The 14289-nt window shown below is 64.8% G+C and carries 13 protein-coding genes; 4 read left to right on the plus strand and 9 right to left on the minus strand.

The annotated features are described in order from the left end of the window. Nucleotides 1-415: 415 nt before the first annotated feature. The 6 genes from GRI55_RS11820 to GRI55_RS11845 all read right to left on the minus strand — a co-directional run bounded on the left by GRI55_RS11820 (nucleotide 416) and on the right by GRI55_RS11845 (nucleotide 5790). Nucleotides 416-1093: a response regulator transcription factor gene (locus tag GRI55_RS11820; protein ID WP_370873255.1), complete on the minus strand. Its 678-nt coding sequence runs from the start codon at nucleotides 1091-1093 to the stop codon at nucleotides 416-418. A gap of 106 nt (nucleotides 1094-1199) precedes the next feature. Further along, a complete protein-coding gene (locus GRI55_RS11825; RefSeq protein ID WP_160767285.1) occupies nucleotides 1200-2222 on the minus strand; it encodes an aldo/keto reductase in 1023 nt (340 codons plus the stop codon). A gap of 31 nt (nucleotides 2223-2253) precedes the next feature. Continuing rightward, a complete protein-coding gene (locus tag GRI55_RS11830) occupies nucleotides 2254-2991 on the minus strand; it encodes an SDR family NAD(P)-dependent oxidoreductase (protein ID WP_160767286.1) in 738 nt (245 codons plus the stop codon). Between the two features lie 13 nt (nucleotides 2992-3004). Further along, nucleotides 3005-4147 (minus strand): acyl-CoA dehydrogenase family protein, encoded by a 1143-nt coding sequence (locus GRI55_RS11835; protein ID WP_050600117.1) that lies wholly within the window; start codon nucleotides 4145-4147, stop codon nucleotides 3005-3007. Nucleotides 4148-4161: 14 nt separating this feature from the next. Then, entirely contained in the window at nucleotides 4162-5139 is a 978-nt protein-coding gene (locus GRI55_RS11840; protein WP_160767287.1) for an NAD(P)H-dependent flavin oxidoreductase, read from the minus strand. A 60-nt stretch (nucleotides 5140-5199) separates the two neighbouring features. Continuing rightward, on the minus strand, nucleotides 5200-5790 hold the full coding sequence (locus GRI55_RS11845; protein WP_050600115.1) for a flavin reductase family protein: 591 nt from the start codon (nucleotides 5788-5790) through the stop codon (nucleotides 5200-5202). A 186-nt stretch (nucleotides 5791-5976) separates the two neighbouring features. On the opposite strand from GRI55_RS11845, the gene GRI55_RS11850 reads away from it, so the two are divergent. Continuing rightward, the gene (locus GRI55_RS11850; protein WP_160767288.1) at nucleotides 5977-6708 is read left to right on the plus strand and encodes a 3'(2'),5'-bisphosphate nucleotidase CysQ; all 732 of its coding nucleotides are present in this window, start codon (nucleotides 5977-5979) and stop codon (nucleotides 6706-6708) included. Here the strand turns inward: GRI55_RS11850 and GRI55_RS11855 are convergent, their stop codons facing one another. Beyond that, on the minus strand, nucleotides 6709-7602 hold the full coding sequence (locus GRI55_RS11855; protein ID WP_160767289.1) for an HpcH/HpaI aldolase/citrate lyase family protein: 894 nt from the start codon (nucleotides 7600-7602) through the stop codon (nucleotides 6709-6711). Between the two features lie 107 nt (nucleotides 7603-7709). Here GRI55_RS11855 and GRI55_RS11860 point away from each other — a divergent pair, with 107 nt between their 5' ends. From GRI55_RS11860 to GRI55_RS11870, 3 genes are read left to right on the plus strand one after another with little or no spacing between them, the layout of a single operon-like run. Beyond that, a complete protein-coding gene (locus tag GRI55_RS11860; RefSeq protein ID WP_160767290.1) occupies nucleotides 7710-8921 on the plus strand; it encodes an acyl-CoA dehydrogenase family protein in 1212 nt (403 codons plus the stop codon). Nucleotides 8922-8939: 18 nt separating this feature from the next. Then, the gene (locus GRI55_RS11865) at nucleotides 8940-10010 is read left to right on the plus strand and encodes an acyl-CoA dehydrogenase family protein (RefSeq protein WP_160767291.1); all 1071 of its coding nucleotides are present in this window, start codon (nucleotides 8940-8942) and stop codon (nucleotides 10008-10010) included. A 9-nt stretch (nucleotides 10011-10019) separates the two neighbouring features. Continuing rightward, nucleotides 10020-11321 (plus strand): MFS transporter, encoded by a 1302-nt coding sequence (locus GRI55_RS11870; RefSeq protein WP_237452507.1) that lies wholly within the window; start codon nucleotides 10020-10022, stop codon nucleotides 11319-11321. Here the strand turns inward: GRI55_RS11870 and GRI55_RS11875 are convergent. Both GRI55_RS11875 and GRI55_RS11880 read right to left on the minus strand, forming a co-directional pair. Further along, nucleotides 11313-12539, minus strand: a complete 1227-nt coding sequence (locus GRI55_RS11875; protein WP_160767292.1) for a TetR/AcrR family transcriptional regulator — start codon at nucleotides 12537-12539, stop codon at nucleotides 11313-11315. The two genes, GRI55_RS11870 and GRI55_RS11875, sit on opposite strands and share 9 nt — an antisense overlap. Next, nucleotides 12536-14272 carry a class I adenylate-forming enzyme family protein gene (locus GRI55_RS11880; RefSeq protein ID WP_160767293.1) on the minus strand — a complete coding sequence of 579 codons (1737 nt, stop codon included), beginning with the start codon at nucleotides 14270-14272 and terminating at the stop codon, nucleotides 12536-12538. The genes GRI55_RS11875 and GRI55_RS11880 overlap by 4 nt, the downstream gene beginning before the upstream one ends. Between the last annotated feature and the right edge of the window lie 17 nt (nucleotides 14273-14289).

Here is a 14289-nt window from a genome sequence, read left to right on the forward strand (position 1 = left end):
CGGCCGTCGATGCTTTGCTCGGCATGCGAAGGGATGCTAACGCCTTGCCATGTTGTGGCATTCTCGATCAGAGCTTGAAGCTGAGGGGCGTCCTAGTCGCAATGAGCTATTCTGGGCCGTGGCAGCAACTCCACTTTTTCTCTTTCAGATTGTGGGCTGGACTCGCCGCATAATTGACGGGCTTCATGGAGAGCCGCTCGTAATATCGAGTTGGTTTGATTTATATGCCTTGAGGTCCGAGCCCACTTGGCACTTCGCTGCAGGTGTCGCGATGTATGTAATTTTCATCGCTTTCGCCCTCGTGCTTTTGTGGGCGTGCTCACTGCAATTGCAGCGATGGCTCTTCTGGCGTAATCGCATCTAGCAAGCGTCCGCAATCGCGGTCGTACACAGACAGACTGCTATCGCCCGGCGCTCAATCGTAGCTGTCGTACACATATCCCAGCGAGCGCACCGTCCGCAAGCGTTCGCCCGCCCCGACCTTGCGTAGCGCGCGGCGCAACCGGCCGACCCAGACATCGACCGTGCGCTCGTCGATCGGCGGCTCCTGCTTGCCCAGCGCCGCGATCAGAGCGCCGCGCGACAGCACACGGTCGGGGTTCTGCGCCAGAAAATGCAGCAGACGGAATTCATTGGGCCGCAGATCCAGCGCCCGGCCGTTCCACCGCGCTTGCAAGGCCGCGAGATCGACCAGCAGCGCGCCCAGTTCCAGCCGTTCGTTGACGCGTGGCTGTGCGCCGCCCATCTGCAGCGCCATCACGCGGTCCAGCACCATCGTGCGATCAATCGGGCCGGTGATGTAGTCGTCGGCCCCGGCGCGGAGCGCGCGGCGCTTGTCCTGCGCATCGTCTTCCTCGAGCACGATGGTGATGTGGGCATCCTGCATTCGCGGGTCGGAACGCAGCCGCCGGCACATCTCAAGCCCCGAGAGATCATCCATCACCCAGTCGACGAAAGCGCAGACAGGTCCTTCGACCAGCCGCCGCGGTCCATCGGGATAGAGCCGCGCGAAGGCGTAGCACAGATCGCCGTTTTCGAAGTCTGGCAAATCGCCTGCCATCGGGTCGGTCAGGAATATGTTGATCGTACGCACGCAGCCGTCACCCCACCAGTGAGGTGGCAGCGATGCCGCAGTCATATGACTCGTATGTGACCTCGTCTGCGCGTTTGTAACACTGCGGCGCAAAATGCGCCGCGTCTTACGGACTGGCGATCGTGAGCGACCAATCGCGGGGCACGGTGGAGGCCACGCCGACCGGGTTCTTCGGCAGGTAGGGCTCTTCCAGCCGGCGGACCTCGTCCTCGGTCAGTGCCAGATCCATCGCCGCGCAGGCGGCGTCGATATGACCGGGCTTGGTCGCTCCGATGATCGGTGCGGTCACGCCTTTGGCAAAATGCCAGGCGAGAGCCACGCTCGCGCGCGATACATCCCGTTCCGCGGCAATCGCACCAACGGTTTCTACGATTGCGCGATCCGCCTCTTCCTGCTGGCGATAGAGCAGCTTGCCGAAGCCGTCGGTCTCGCTGCGCACGGTGGTTTCGTCCCATGCGCGGGCAAGCTTACCACGCGCCAGCGGGCTCCACGGAATGATGCCGATGCCCTGATCGGCGCAGAGCGGCAGCATTTCGCGCTCTTCCTCGCGGTAGAGCAGATTGACGTGGTTCTGCATCGAAATGAACAGCGTCCAACCATTCGCGCGGGCCACTTCCTGCGCCTTGGCGAACTGCCAGGCGAACATCGACGAGGCGCCAAGATAGCGGACCTTGCCCGCCTTCACGATGTCGTGCAGCGCCTCCATCGTTTCCTCGATCGGCGTGGCATCGTCCCAGCGGTGGATCTGGTAGAGATCGACATAGTCCATCCCCAGCCGCGTCAGGCTGTCGTCCACCGCCTGCATCAGCGCCTTGCGCGACAGACCGCCCGCATTGGGGGCCTGCTGCCAGGGCAGGAAAGCCTTGGTCGCGACCACGATCTCGTCGCGTCGCGCAAATTCGGGCAGCAGGCGCCCGATCACCTCTTCCGATGCGCCGCGCGAATACATGTTCGCCGTATCGAAGAAGTTGATACCCGCCTCCACCGCCTCGCGGATGAAGGGACGGCTTTCGTTCTCCGAAAGCACCCAGTCGCCATGCCAGCCCTTGCTGGTGTCGCCATAGCTCATGCAGCCGAGACACAGCCGCGAAACCTTGAGGCCCGAAGGCCCGAGATTGACGTAATCCATGATCGTATCCCCTTTCAGGAGCAGGCCGGTTTCAGGCGAGCGTCATTCCGCCATCGACGCGTATGGTCTGGCCGACGATATAATCGGCCAGCGGCGAGGCAAGGAACAACGCCGCCCCGGCCATGTCCTGCGGGGTGCCCATCCGGCCTGCCGGTATGCGCGCCACCGCGCCTGCCGCGCGCTGCTCGTTCTCGGTGGTGACCTTGGTCAGCTTGGTCGGGACAAGGCCCGGCGCGATGCCGTTGACGCGAATGCCCTCTCCCGCCCAGGCCTGCGCGAGGCTGCCCACCAGGCTGACCGCACCCGCCTTGCTGGCGGCATAGGCTGGGTTGCCCAGCATGGCGTGATAGGCGCCCACCGAACTGACCACGATCAGCGATCCGCCCCGCTCGGCCAGCCGGGGGCGGACGATCCGCGCGCAATCCATCAGCGAGTTGAGATTGACCTCCATCACCGCGTCCCAGCCCTCGCGCTCGAATTCCTCGCGGCGATAGCACACCTTGCCCTGGCACAGCACGACGACATCGAGCCGGTCGGGCAGTTCAAAGCTGGCAGTGGCGGAGGCGTCCGACACGTCGAGCCGGTGGAAGGTCAGCCCCGCCAGATCGCTGCCTTCGGAGGCCGCATAATCGGATGCCGCAGCGCGGGTTCCGCTGACATGGACCAGCGCCCCGTGCTGGCGGAAGCCATGCGCAATACCGTTGCCGATCCCGCTCGTCCCGCCCACGACGAGGACGGTCTTACCGGAGAAGTCGAGCGGATCGGTCATGCGGTATTGCTCCTCAGATCGAGCGGCTGATCACTTCCTTCATGATCTCGTTGGTGCCGCCGAAGATGCGCGTGACACGCGCATCGCGCCACAGCCGGGCGATCGCATATTCATTCATGTAACCCGCCCCGCCATGCAGTTGCAGCGCCATGTCGCAGGCTTCCCACTGCAAATCGGTGTGCCACAGCTTGGCCGCGCTGGCCTCGTCGGTGGTGAGTTCGCCGGCGAGGTGCTTCCTGATCGCCCAGTCGAGATGCGCCCAGCCGACCTGGATCTTGGCCTTGAGATCGGCGAGGACGAATTTGGTGTTCTGGAACTCGAACACCGTCTTGCCGAATGCCTTGCGGTCCTTGGTGAACTTGACCGCTTCGTCGAAAGCGCGCTGCGCTGCGGCCTGCGCGCCCACCGCGATGCCCAGCCGTTCCTGCGGCAGTTCTTCCATGAGATGGATGAAGCCGCGCCCCTCGCCGCCGAGGATATTGGTCATCGGCACACGCACATCGTTGAAGAACAGTTCGGACGTGTCGGCCGAATGCTGGCCGATCTTGTCGAGATTGCGCCCGCGCTCGAACCCTTCGGTGCCGGCATCGACCAGCACCAGCGAGGTGCCCTTGGCGCCCTGCGCGGGATCGGTCTTGGCCACGACGATGACGACATCGGCGTTCTGGCCATTGGTGATGTAGGTCTTGGACCCGTTCACCACGAGGTGATTGCCGTCCTTGATCGCAGTGGTGCGGATGCCCTGCAGATCGCTGCCCGCGCCGGGTTCGGTCATCGCGATCGCCGAAATCACATCGCCCGAAACCATGCCGGGCAGGTATTTGGCGCGCTGTTCCTCGGTGCCGAGACGCTCGATGTAATTGGCGGTGATATCGTTTTGCAGCGTGAAGCCGGCCGAGCTGCCGAGATAGGACAGCTCCTCGCACAACACGCAATTGAAGCCGAAATCGAGGCCGAGCCCGCCGTTCTCTTCCTTGACCGTGGGGCACAGCATGCCCGCCTCGCCCAGCGCCTTCCACGCCGAACGCGGGACGATGCCCTCTTCCTCGTGCTGGTCGAGATAGGGCGTCATATGTTCGGCGAAGACCTTGCGCACGGTGTCGCGAAAGGCCTCGTGATCGTCGTTATAGGCGGTACGATAGCTGGTATCGAGCATGGTCCGTCCTCCTCTCAGGCGTCGAGGAAGCCGGCGAGGCGCTGGCGGATGAGCACTTCGGCTTCCGCCATGATCCCGTCGATCAATTCCTTGCAGGTCGGGATGTCGTTGATCAGACCTGCCACCATGCCGCACGACCACGCGCCTGCATCCATGTCGCCTTCGGTCATGATCCGCGGATACACGCCCGCGACTTCCTCGATGATGTTCTCGAACTTGAGGTCGTCGCCCAGCTTGCGTTCCTTTTCCAGCAGGCGTTCGACGGCATCATTGGTCATCACGCGTTCGGTGTTGCGCAGCGGGCGCATCACCAGCCGCGTGTCGAGCTCGCTCGCCGCGACGATCGCCTTTTTCACGTTCTCGTGCACCGGCGCTTCCTGGGTGGCGATGAAACGCGTGCCCATGTTCATGCCTTCCGCGCCCATGGCGAGGCTGGCAACAAGGCTGCGTGCGTCGGCCATGCCCCCGCTGGCGACAAAAGGAATGTCGAGTTCATCCGCTGCGCGCGGCAGCAGGATCATGTTGGGAATATCGTCTTCGCCCGGATGCCCGCCGCATTCGAAGCCGTCGACGCTGACCGCATCGCAGCCGATCGACTGCGCCTTGAGGCTGTGCCGCACGCTGGTGCACTTGTGGATCACCTTGACCCCGGCGTCCTTGAAATAGGGCAGCACCTGCGCGGGATTGTTGCCCGCGGTCTCGACCGCCTTGACGCCGCCGTCGATGATCGCCTTGACCAGGCCGGGATAATCGGGCGCGTTCACCGTCGGCAGGAAGGTCAGGTTCACGCCAAAGGGCTTGTCGGTCATATCCTTGCAGCGCGCGATCTCGTTCGCCAGCTTCTCGGGCGTACCCTGCGTCAATCCGGTGATGATGCCCAGCCCGCCCGCATTCGAAACCGCGGCCGCCATTTCCGCGAAACCGACATAATGCATGCCGCCCTGGATGATGGGGTGCTCGATGCCGAACATTTCGGTGATGCGGGTTTTCATGTGCTGTGCCTCTTCCCTTGGTTGCTTTTCGCAACGGGTATCGGCGCAAACGCGCTGAGTCTAGCGCTTCGCCACAGCTTCGAGAGCGGCCAGCAGGTCGGCCCCGCTCGCCGTAAGGGAAAGTCCGGTGCCCGCGCGTTCGGCCAGCCCTTCGCGTTCGAGGTCTTCGCCGGTCGGAGCCCGCATCACGCGGCCGTAGCGCCCGCCGTGATAGATCAGCGGGTCAGCCTCGCGCCGATCGAAGTCGACGACTTCGCCGAGGAAGATCGCATGGTCGCCGCCTTCATATTCGAAGCGCGCGCGGCAACCGAACCGAGCGGCATAACCCGCCAGCAGCGGGGCGCCCTCCGGCCCATCGACATCCTCGACCCCGGCGAACTTGCCATCGCCCGGGCGGGCGAACCGGTCGGACATCGCCTGCTGATCCGCCGCAAGGACGTGCACCGCCCAATTGTCGGCATCGCGAAAGACCGGGAGGCTGCCCGAGCGCAGCGACAGGCTCCACAGCACCATCGGCGGATCGAGGCTGACCGAATTGAAGCTGTTCGCTGTCAGCCCGTACGGCCGCCCTGCTTCGTCGCGCGCGGTCACAATGGTCACGCCGGTGACGAAGCTGCCGAGCGCATCGCGGAAAGCCTGGGGATCGAACATCGGCTTCCCAGCTAGTCGCGCCCCGGCATTTGGGCAACCATGGAGACGCGCAAAGCCCGTAGCTGCAAGAAAGCTGCAGCGCGGGGCGGGCAAAATTGCATCTGGCCTGCCTCAGGGGGTTCGCAGCGCGGGCGGTCTCTGCCATGCGCATCGGCCACCCTTACCAGCCAGGAATACCTTGCCGTGATGACCGATGCCGAACTCGCCGCCCACCTAGCCGAGGTTGCCGGAAAGATCCTGCTCGAAGTGCGCGGTAGCGGGGTCTTCCAGGGCAAGAGCCTGGGCAAGGCGGGCGACGAGACCGCCAACCAGTTCCTCGTCCATGCGCTACGCGAACAGCGGCCGGAAGACGGCCTGCTCAGCGAGGAAAGCAAGGACACCGACGAACGGCTGGCGAAGAGCCGCGTGTGGATCGTCGATCCGGTGGATGGCACGCGCGAATATGGCGAAGAGCGCGCAGACTGGGCCGTGCATGTCGCCCTATGCATCGACGGCAGGCCCGAAATCGGGGCCGTCGCCCTGCCCGGTCTTGGCCTGGTGCTACGCACCGACACGCCTGCCGCTGTGCCCGACGCAGCCGGAACGCCTCGCATGGTGGTCAGCCGGACTCGGCCGGCAGCCGAGGCGGTCAGCGTGGCGGAAACGATCGGCGCCGAGCTGGTCGGCATGGGCAGCGCCGGGGCCAAGGCGATGGCCGTTGTTCGGGGCGAAGCGGAAATCTACCTGCACACCGGCGGCCAGTACGAATGGGACAGCGCCGCCCCCGCAGCGGTGGCACTTGCGCATGGCCTGCATGCCAGCCGGATCGACGGCTCTCCGCTCACCTACAACCAGCGTGACACCTACATGCCCGACCTGCTTATCTGCCGGACCGAATGGGCCGAGCGGGTGCTGGAAGAGGTCGCCCGGCTGGGCTGATCAGTCTTCTACCTGTGCCAGCAATTGCCGGGCGCGGGACAGGTGCGGGCGGTCGAGCATGCCGCCCTTCCAGCCGATCGTGCCGGCACCGGGATTGGCTTCGAACAGATCGACGATCTCGCGCGCTTCGGCCACTTCCTCATCGGAGGGAGTGAAGGCTTCGTTGATCACCGGCACCTGCGCCGGGTGGATCGCCAGCATGCCGCGATAGCCTTGACGGCGCACCTCGATCGCGCGCTTGCGCAGCGCCTGGAGATCGCGGAAATTGGTGTCGATCGTTTCTACCGGCACGACTTCGGCCGCCGCGGCGCCCAGCAGGCACAGGCTGCGTGCCAGCTTGTAGGTAAAGGCGAAATCGCCTTCGAAATCCTTGTTGCTCTGCGCGCCGAGCGAATCGGCCAGGTCTTCCGCGCCCCAGGTCATTGCCGCTAGGCGCGGCGCACCGCCGTAGTTGCCGGTAGTGAACATGGCTGCGGCGGTTTCGGTCACCAGTGCAATCACCGGGGTCGATCCGGTCGCGATCCCGTTCTCGTCTTCGAGCGGAGTGATGAGCCGGTCGAGTTCTTCGACATCGTGGCGGCCACGCGACTTGGGCAACATGATCCCGCCCGGCCGAGCGGGTATGACGGCGGCCAGATCGTCGGCGGCCCACGGCCCGTCGAGCGGGTTGATCCGCACCCACAGACGCGCGCGTTCGTTTTCGCTCTTGCCGGACAGGAATTCGGCGATGCTCGCGCGTGCACCTTCCTTGCCGCTTTCGACCACCGCATCCTCGAGATCGAAGATCACGATATCGGCGTCGCCTTCGGCGGCTTTCGCCATCTTTTTCACGCTGTCGCCGGGAGCGAACAGCCAGCTGCGCATGCGGATTCGGGTAGGCTGAATATCGGTCATCCGCGCGCTTGAGACGCAAAGCGGAGCGTTCGTCAAGCATGCCCTAGCGTATTTCCGTAAGCGTAAACTTTGCGATATGCACTGCGACGGAGAAGGAGGAGAGACCCATGGCAACCCAGCTAGAACCGGACATTCATGCCGATGAGGAGGCATTCCGCACCGAAGTGCAGCAATTCCTCGCGGCCAATTTCCCTGCCGAACTGAAAGGCAAGGCCAATGCGCTGGCCGGGGTCGACGGCCCGACCGACGAAACGCCTGCGCAGACCAGATGGCGCGAAGCCGTGGGCGGGCGCGGATGGGGCACCCCGACATGGCCGAAGGAATATGGCGGGGGCGGCCTGACCAAGGCGCAGGCCAAGATCGTCGAGCAAGAATTCGCCAAGGTCGGGGCCTACAACCCGATCGGCGGCATGGGCGTGATGATGTTCGGTCCGACGCTGCTGGAGTATGGCAGCGAGAAACAGAAGCAGGAGCATATCCCGCCGATCTGCCGCGGCGAGATCCGCTGGTGCCAGGGCTATAGCGAACCCAATGCCGGGTCCGATCTCGCCAATCTGCAGACCTTCGCCGAAGACAAGGGTGATCACTACATCGTCAATGGCCAGAAGACCTGGACCAGCGGCGGCCAGTGGGCGGACAAGTGCTTCGCCATCGTCCGCACCGACAAGAGCGACAAGCACCGCGGCATCAGCTTCATGCTGATCGACATGGATGCCCCCGGCGTGGAAGTGCGTCCGATCACCATGATCAGCGGCACCAGCCCGTTCTGCGAAACCTTCTTCAGCGACGTCAAGGTGCCGAAGGAAAACCTCGTCGGCGAGGAAGGCCAGGGCTGGACGATCGGCAAGCGCCTGCTGCAACACGAGCGGACCAATATTTCGGGCGGCGGGCGGCTCGCCAGCATGATGGGCCGCAGCCTCGGCGAGATTGCCAAGCGCTACGGCAAGACCGATGCCGATGGCGAACTGGCCGACAAGGTCCTGCGCGACAAGATCGCCGACTTCGAAATCCGCTGGAACAGCTTCCTGCTCACCGCGCGCCGCGCGGTGGAGGAAAGCAAGGCGCAGGGCGGCGTGTCGGAAATCAGCTCGGTGCTCAAGAAGCTCGGCACCAAGCTGAGCCAGGAACGCAGCGAGTTGCTGATAGAGATCCGCGGCCTGCAAGGGCTCGGCTGGGAAGGCGACGAATTCACCGACGGCGAACTCGAAGCAGTGCGCGGCTGGCTCTTCGGCAAGGCCACCACGATTTACGGCGGCTCGACCGAAATCCAGAACAACATCATCGCCAAGCGTGTGCTCGGCATGCTCGACCACCAGTAAGATAGGGGAGCACAGACAATGGCAGTTCTCAACGAAGAACAGGAAATGCTGCGCGACATGGCGCGCGACTGGGCGACCAATGAAAGCCCGGTGGCAGAATTTCGCAAGGTCCGTGCGGCCGGCGAACCTCAGGCCTATAATACCGAAGCCTATGCCACGATGGCGGAAATGGGCTGGGCCGGGGTGATCATCCCCGAAGCGCATGGCGGGTCCGATTTCGGCTTCATGTCGGCAGGCCTCGTGGTCGAGGAACTGGGCAAGACGCTGACCGCCAGCCCGCTGGTCGCGACGACGATCGCCGCGAGCGCGATCATCCTTGGCGGCAGTGACGAACAGAAAGCCAAATGGCTGCCCAAACTCGCCAGCGGCGAAACCGTGGCGACGCTCGCGGTCGATGAAGGCGCGCATCACGATCCCTCCGCCATCGAAGCCAGCGTGTCGGGCGGCAAGCTGTCGGGCAAGAAGGCCTTCGTCCACGAAGCGCATGGCGCCGACCTGTTCGTGGTCGCGGCCAGGGACGGGCTCTACCTGGTCGAAAAGGGTGACGACGTCACGCTGACCACGCGCAAGCTGACCGACCAGCGCAGCCATGCCGATGTGGCGTTCGATGGCGCCGCGGCGGAAAAACTCGAAGGCGGCGGCGATACGCTGCTCGACGATGTGCTCGACCGGGCGCGCGTGCTGGCGGCTGCCGAAATGCTCGGCATGGCGCAGCAGGTGTTCGACACCACGCTCGATTATCTGAAGCAGCGCGTACAGTTCAACCAGGTGCTCGCCACCTTCCAGTCGCTCCAGCACCGCATGGCCGACCTGTTCGCCGATCTGGCGCAGATGCGCTCGGCGGTGGAAGCCGGTCTGCAGGCGGTCGATGGCGGCTTCGGTGTGGCCCGCGCGGCCACGATCGCCAAGGCCGAAGCCAACCGCGTGCTGCACGTGATCAGCAACCAGGGCATCCAGCTGCATGGCGGCATCGGCATGACCGATGAATACGACATCGGCTTCTACCTCAAGCGCGCGCGCGTGCTCGAGGCGAGCTGGGGATCGACGAGCTATCTCAAGGACCGGTTCGCCAAGTTGTCCAGCTATTGAGACCGGCGATTGAGCGACGCTAACGCCTCTTCGGGCGACACCGCAGGGGCGCTCCCGGACGACGATGTCTGGGGGCGCCACAGCGCCTTCATGGAAGCCAATCTCCGGCGCAACTACACTACCAACCTGACGCATGGCGTATTCGGGATGACGGGCTTTCGCCTGATCTACGCCCCCACGATCATCCCCGCCTACCTCTACCTGCTGACCGGCAGCGCCGCCGCAGTCGGCCTCGGCACCGCGCTGTTGCAGCTGGGCGGCACAGTATCGCCGATCCTGTCGGGGGCGCAGGTCGAAAGCCGCAAGCGTATCCTGCCCTATGCGATCACCGTGGGGTCAATGATGCGGGTGATGGTCCTCGTGCTGGCGATCGCGGCCTGGACGCTCGAAGGCACCGCATTGCTGGTGGTCACGCTCGCCAGTTTCCTGCTGCTCGGTTTCTTCAGCGGGGCGCAGCGGGTGGCGTTCCAGATGCTGATGGCCAAGCTGATCCCGATCGACCGGCGCGGCCGGCTCCAGGGCATACGCAACATGGTCGGCGGCCTCATTGCCGCCGTGCTCGCCTGGGTGGCGGGCCATTATTTCATCGAGCAGCAATGGCTGGGCAATGGCTATGCCACCACCTTCCTGCTGGCTTTCATCCTGACCTCGGTCGGGCTGTTCGTATTGCGGCTGGGGATCCGCGAACCCGATGCCCCGCAGCGGCGGCCCGCCATCCCGCTGCGCGAACGGATCGGCCAGTTCGGCGACCTGCTTCGCCACCGCGATTTCCGCGCGTTCCTGTGGGCGCATGGCCTCGCCGCGATCGCGCGCGTCGGCCTGCCCTTCTGGACGCTCTATGTCGGCGACCGGCTGGGCCTCGACGGCGCGCTGATCGGGACGCTGAGCTTCGCCTTCCTCGCGGCCGACACGATGTCGAACCTCGTCTGGGGATCGCTGGGAGACCGCTTCGGTTTCCGCGCGGTCTATCTCGGCGCGCTGATCAGCAGCCTGGTGGGCATGCTGCTGCTCGTGCTGGGCGAAGGCTGGCTGGTCTATGCCAGCTTCGTCTTCCTGGGCTTCGGGTTTTCGGGCTGGATGATGGCCGCGGTCACACTGGTGCTCGAATTCGGCGAGCACGAGGACATTCCCATGCGACTGGCGCTGACGACCACGGTCGAGGGCGGCGTGTCCTCGGTCGGCCCGATCCTCGTCGGGTTGAGCATCGCGGCACTGGGCTATGCCCCGCTGATCGTTGCCGCCTTCGCTTCGCTGCTGGCCAGCCTCGCGCTGATGCTGTGGCGCGTGCGCGAACCGCGCACCTCAGCGTGACGGTGCCAGCACGCCTTCCGACATGACCGACAGATAGGTCTCGATCGCTTTTTCCGGTTGTTCGAAACGCGCCGCCCAGTGCCGCGCCTCATAGGCTGAGTTGACCGTCGACATGATCACCTGGCCCGCCACCAGCGGATCGATAGGACGCACCGAACCATCGGCAATCCCGTCGATCAGCATGCCCGCAAAGCGGCGGGCCAGCCGGTTGGACCGCGTGACGACGCCGCTCTTGTGTTCGGTATCCAGCGCCTGCAGCGCGGTGGTGCGCAGCAGCGGCGTGCGGTCGAAGAACTGCAGGTCGACCAGCTCCGCCAGCACGCTCGACAGGCGTTTCCAATAGTCGGTGCCGATATCGCGGCCCGCGATCTGCACGGTGGAAAGCCGGTCGTAGCTCTGCTGGAAACAGGCCAGCACCAGATCGTCCTTGGCTTCGTGGTGGTGGTAGAAACTGCCCTTGGTGACATTCAGGCTTTCGGCGATGCGGTTGACCGAGGCGCCGCGATAGCCGCGCTCGTTGATCATCACGGTCGCGGCGCGCAGGAAGGCCTCGTTCTGCGTCGCATCGTCGTCTTCCCCCGTCCGCCAGCCGCCCGTCAGCGGTTCGGGTTCGAACCGGCCGCGCTGCGCCGGCAGGCCATGCGCCAGAACGTCGAACAGCCGTTCCTCGATGCGCGCGAAATCGAGCACCGAATAGCGGATCGACCACACCGGCCACCACATCATCGCTTCGAGCAGGATATGCGCGCGCGCCGAAAACAGCGCGCGTTCGGCGTTGTCGTGCCATTCGCCGAAGAAACGCCGCACCAGATCGACCACGCGCAGGTAATGCGCCATCAGCGGATCCTGCACTTCGGGATCGAGCGTGCGGATTTCCGACAGCGCCACTGTCAGCCCGCGTTCGCCCGCGCGGATACGCTTCCTCAGCTCGACATGCGCAGCGATGAAATGGCGCAGCCGCGCGGCGGGATCGGCCTGCGACAGCGCCTCGCGCGCAATGTCTTCCATCAGCGTCAGCGTCTGGTCGTATACGGCAACGACCAGCTGTTCCTTGCGCGGGAAGTAATAGGTGACGCTGGTGGCGTTGAGCCCGATTGCGCGCGCCACTTCGGCCAGCGTGGTCGCCTGGACCCCGACCTCGTTGATCAACACCGCCGCGGCATGGACGATCGCTTCGCGCTTCTCGCCGAACTTGCGGGTCGCCGCTGGCCGGATCATGCGAAGAATGCACCCAGATCCTTCTTGAGGATCTTGCCGTTGGCATTGCGCGGCAGCGTGTCCTGCACGAAGGCGATGCGCACCGGCACCTTGAACTTGGCAAGACGCGCGGCGACCCATTCGCGCAATTCGTCCTCGGTAGCGGACATGCCGGGGGCGAGGTGCACGACCGCCGCGGGTTCTTCGCCCAGTGTCGGATGCGCGATCGCCACCAGCGCGGCATCGGTCACCGCGGGGTGATCGTAGAGCACGTTCTCGACTTCGGAGGAGTAGATGTTTTCGCCCCCGCGGATGATCATGTCTTTGGCCCGGTCGACGATGTAGCACCAGCCTTCCTCGTCCAGCCGCGCCAGATCGCCCGTGCGGACCCAGCCATCGACGAATGTCTCGGCGGTCGCCTCGGGCCGGTTCCAGTAGCCCTTCACCACCATCGGACCGCGCGCCCACAGCTCGCCCACTTCGCCCACCGGCAGTTCAGTAACGCCGTCATCTCCCACGATCTTGAGATCGGCCACCGCGACGGGCGGGCCACAGCTGTCGGGCCGGTTGAGGTAATCCTCGCTCGAATGGCCGGTCACCGTGGCCATGGTCTCGGTCATGCCCCAGCCATTGGCCGGCAGCGCACCGAATTCCTCGTGGATCTTGCGGACCAGTTCGGGGGCCGCCGGGGCGCCGCCATAAGCCACCGCCTCAAGGCTGGAGAGGTCGTAATTCGCGCGTTCGGGATGCTCGAGCAATTGCCAGGCGATTGTCGGAACGCCGCCGGTCAGGTTGACCTTCTCCCGCTCGATCAACTGGAACGCCTTAACCGGGTCCCATTTGTGCATGAACACCATGGTGTGCCCGGCCACGACATAGCCCATCAGGCCCGCCGAACAGGCGGTGACGTGAAACAGCGGAATGACGGTCAGGCCGACCTTCTGCACCGGCGCCGGCGGTTCCTCGCCGCGGCGCAGGAAGGCGATCGCCCCATTGTATGCGCTCGACATGATGTTGGTGCACAGATTGCGATGCGTACCGAGCGCGCCCTTGGGCTGGCCGGTGGTGCCGCTGGTGTAGAAGATCGTCGCTTCGTCTTCGGGATTGATGTCCACCTGGGGCAGCTCGGCGGAAGGAAGCGCTGCATAATCCTTGGGCGTTCCGAGGACGTCTTCAAGCTGCTCTGCCCCTTCCAGTGGCGCATCGCTGCGCGATACGAGAGCATGTTCAAGATCGGGCAGCTCGCCGCGGTGAGGGGCGATACGCTCCCAGCGTTCGGCGTCGCACACCAGCAGCTTGGCGCCCGAATTGGCCAGGCCGAAGGCGAGCTCGGGGCCCGTCCACCAGGCATTGAGCGGCACGCAGATCGCGCCGATCGTGGTCGCGGCGAAAAACGCGACCGGCCATTCGGGCAGATTGCGCATCGCCAGCGCCACGCGGTCGCCCTTCGCCACGCCGCGCTCGCGAAGTTCGGCCGCCATTCGCGCGACTGCGCGGAACCACGCTTCATAAGTGACCCGCTCGTCCTCGTAGATGGCGAACAGCCGGTCCCCGTGGGTGCGTGCGGCCATCGCCACCTGGCGCATGTTGGTGGGCGCGTGCTTCCACACGCGGGTGGGCACGCCGCGAATGTCGATCGTCTCCATTTCGAAGCGTTCGCCCGGTGCGGTGAGGCGGTCGCGGCATTCGGCCCGCGACATGGCCGGCCAGCCGGCCGGTGGCACGAATCCGATTTCGTGCGCGAGATTATTCATGGCTCTCCCCTTCCCGC

It is taken from the genome of Qipengyuania citrea, assembly GCF_009828015.1.
Classification (GTDB): domain Bacteria; phylum Pseudomonadota; class Alphaproteobacteria; order Sphingomonadales; family Sphingomonadaceae; genus Qipengyuania; species Qipengyuania citrea.

Bases quoted from the DNA above. Each gene is read 5' to 3' on its own strand.
- GRI55_RS11850 (WP_160767288.1), top strand. From the start codon at position 5,977: ATGACCGATGCCGAACTCGCCGCCCACCTAGCCGAGGTTGCCGGAAAG.
- GRI55_RS11840 (WP_160767287.1), bottom strand. From the start codon at position 5,139: ATGAAAACCCGCATCACCGAAATGTTCGGCATCGAGCACCCCATCATC.
- GRI55_RS11835 (WP_050600117.1), bottom strand. From the start codon at position 4,147: ATGCTCGATACCAGCTATCGTACCGCCTATAACGACGATCACGAGGCC.
- GRI55_RS11855 (WP_160767289.1), bottom strand. From the start codon at position 7,602: ATGACCGATATTCAGCCTACCCGAATCCGCATGCGCAGCTGGCTGTTC.
- GRI55_RS11825 (WP_160767285.1), bottom strand. From the start codon at position 2,222: ATGGATTACGTCAATCTCGGGCCTTCGGGCCTCAAGGTTTCGCGGCTG.
- GRI55_RS11845 (WP_050600115.1), bottom strand. From the start codon at position 5,790: ATGTTCGATCCCCAGGCTTTCCGCGATGCGCTCGGCAGCTTCGTCACC.
- GRI55_RS11830 (WP_160767286.1), bottom strand. From the start codon at position 2,991: ATGACCGATCCGCTCGACTTCTCCGGTAAGACCGTCCTCGTCGTGGGC.
- GRI55_RS11860 (WP_160767290.1), top strand. From the start codon at position 7,710: ATGGCAACCCAGCTAGAACCGGACATTCATGCCGATGAGGAGGCATTC.
- GRI55_RS11880 (WP_160767293.1), bottom strand. From the start codon at position 14,272: ATGAATAATCTCGCGCACGAAATCGGATTCGTGCCACCGGCCGGCTGG.
- GRI55_RS11865 (WP_160767291.1), top strand. From the start codon at position 8,940: ATGGCAGTTCTCAACGAAGAACAGGAAATGCTGCGCGACATGGCGCGC.
- GRI55_RS11875 (WP_160767292.1), bottom strand. From the start codon at position 12,539: ATGATCCGGCCAGCGGCGACCCGCAAGTTCGGCGAGAAGCGCGAAGCG.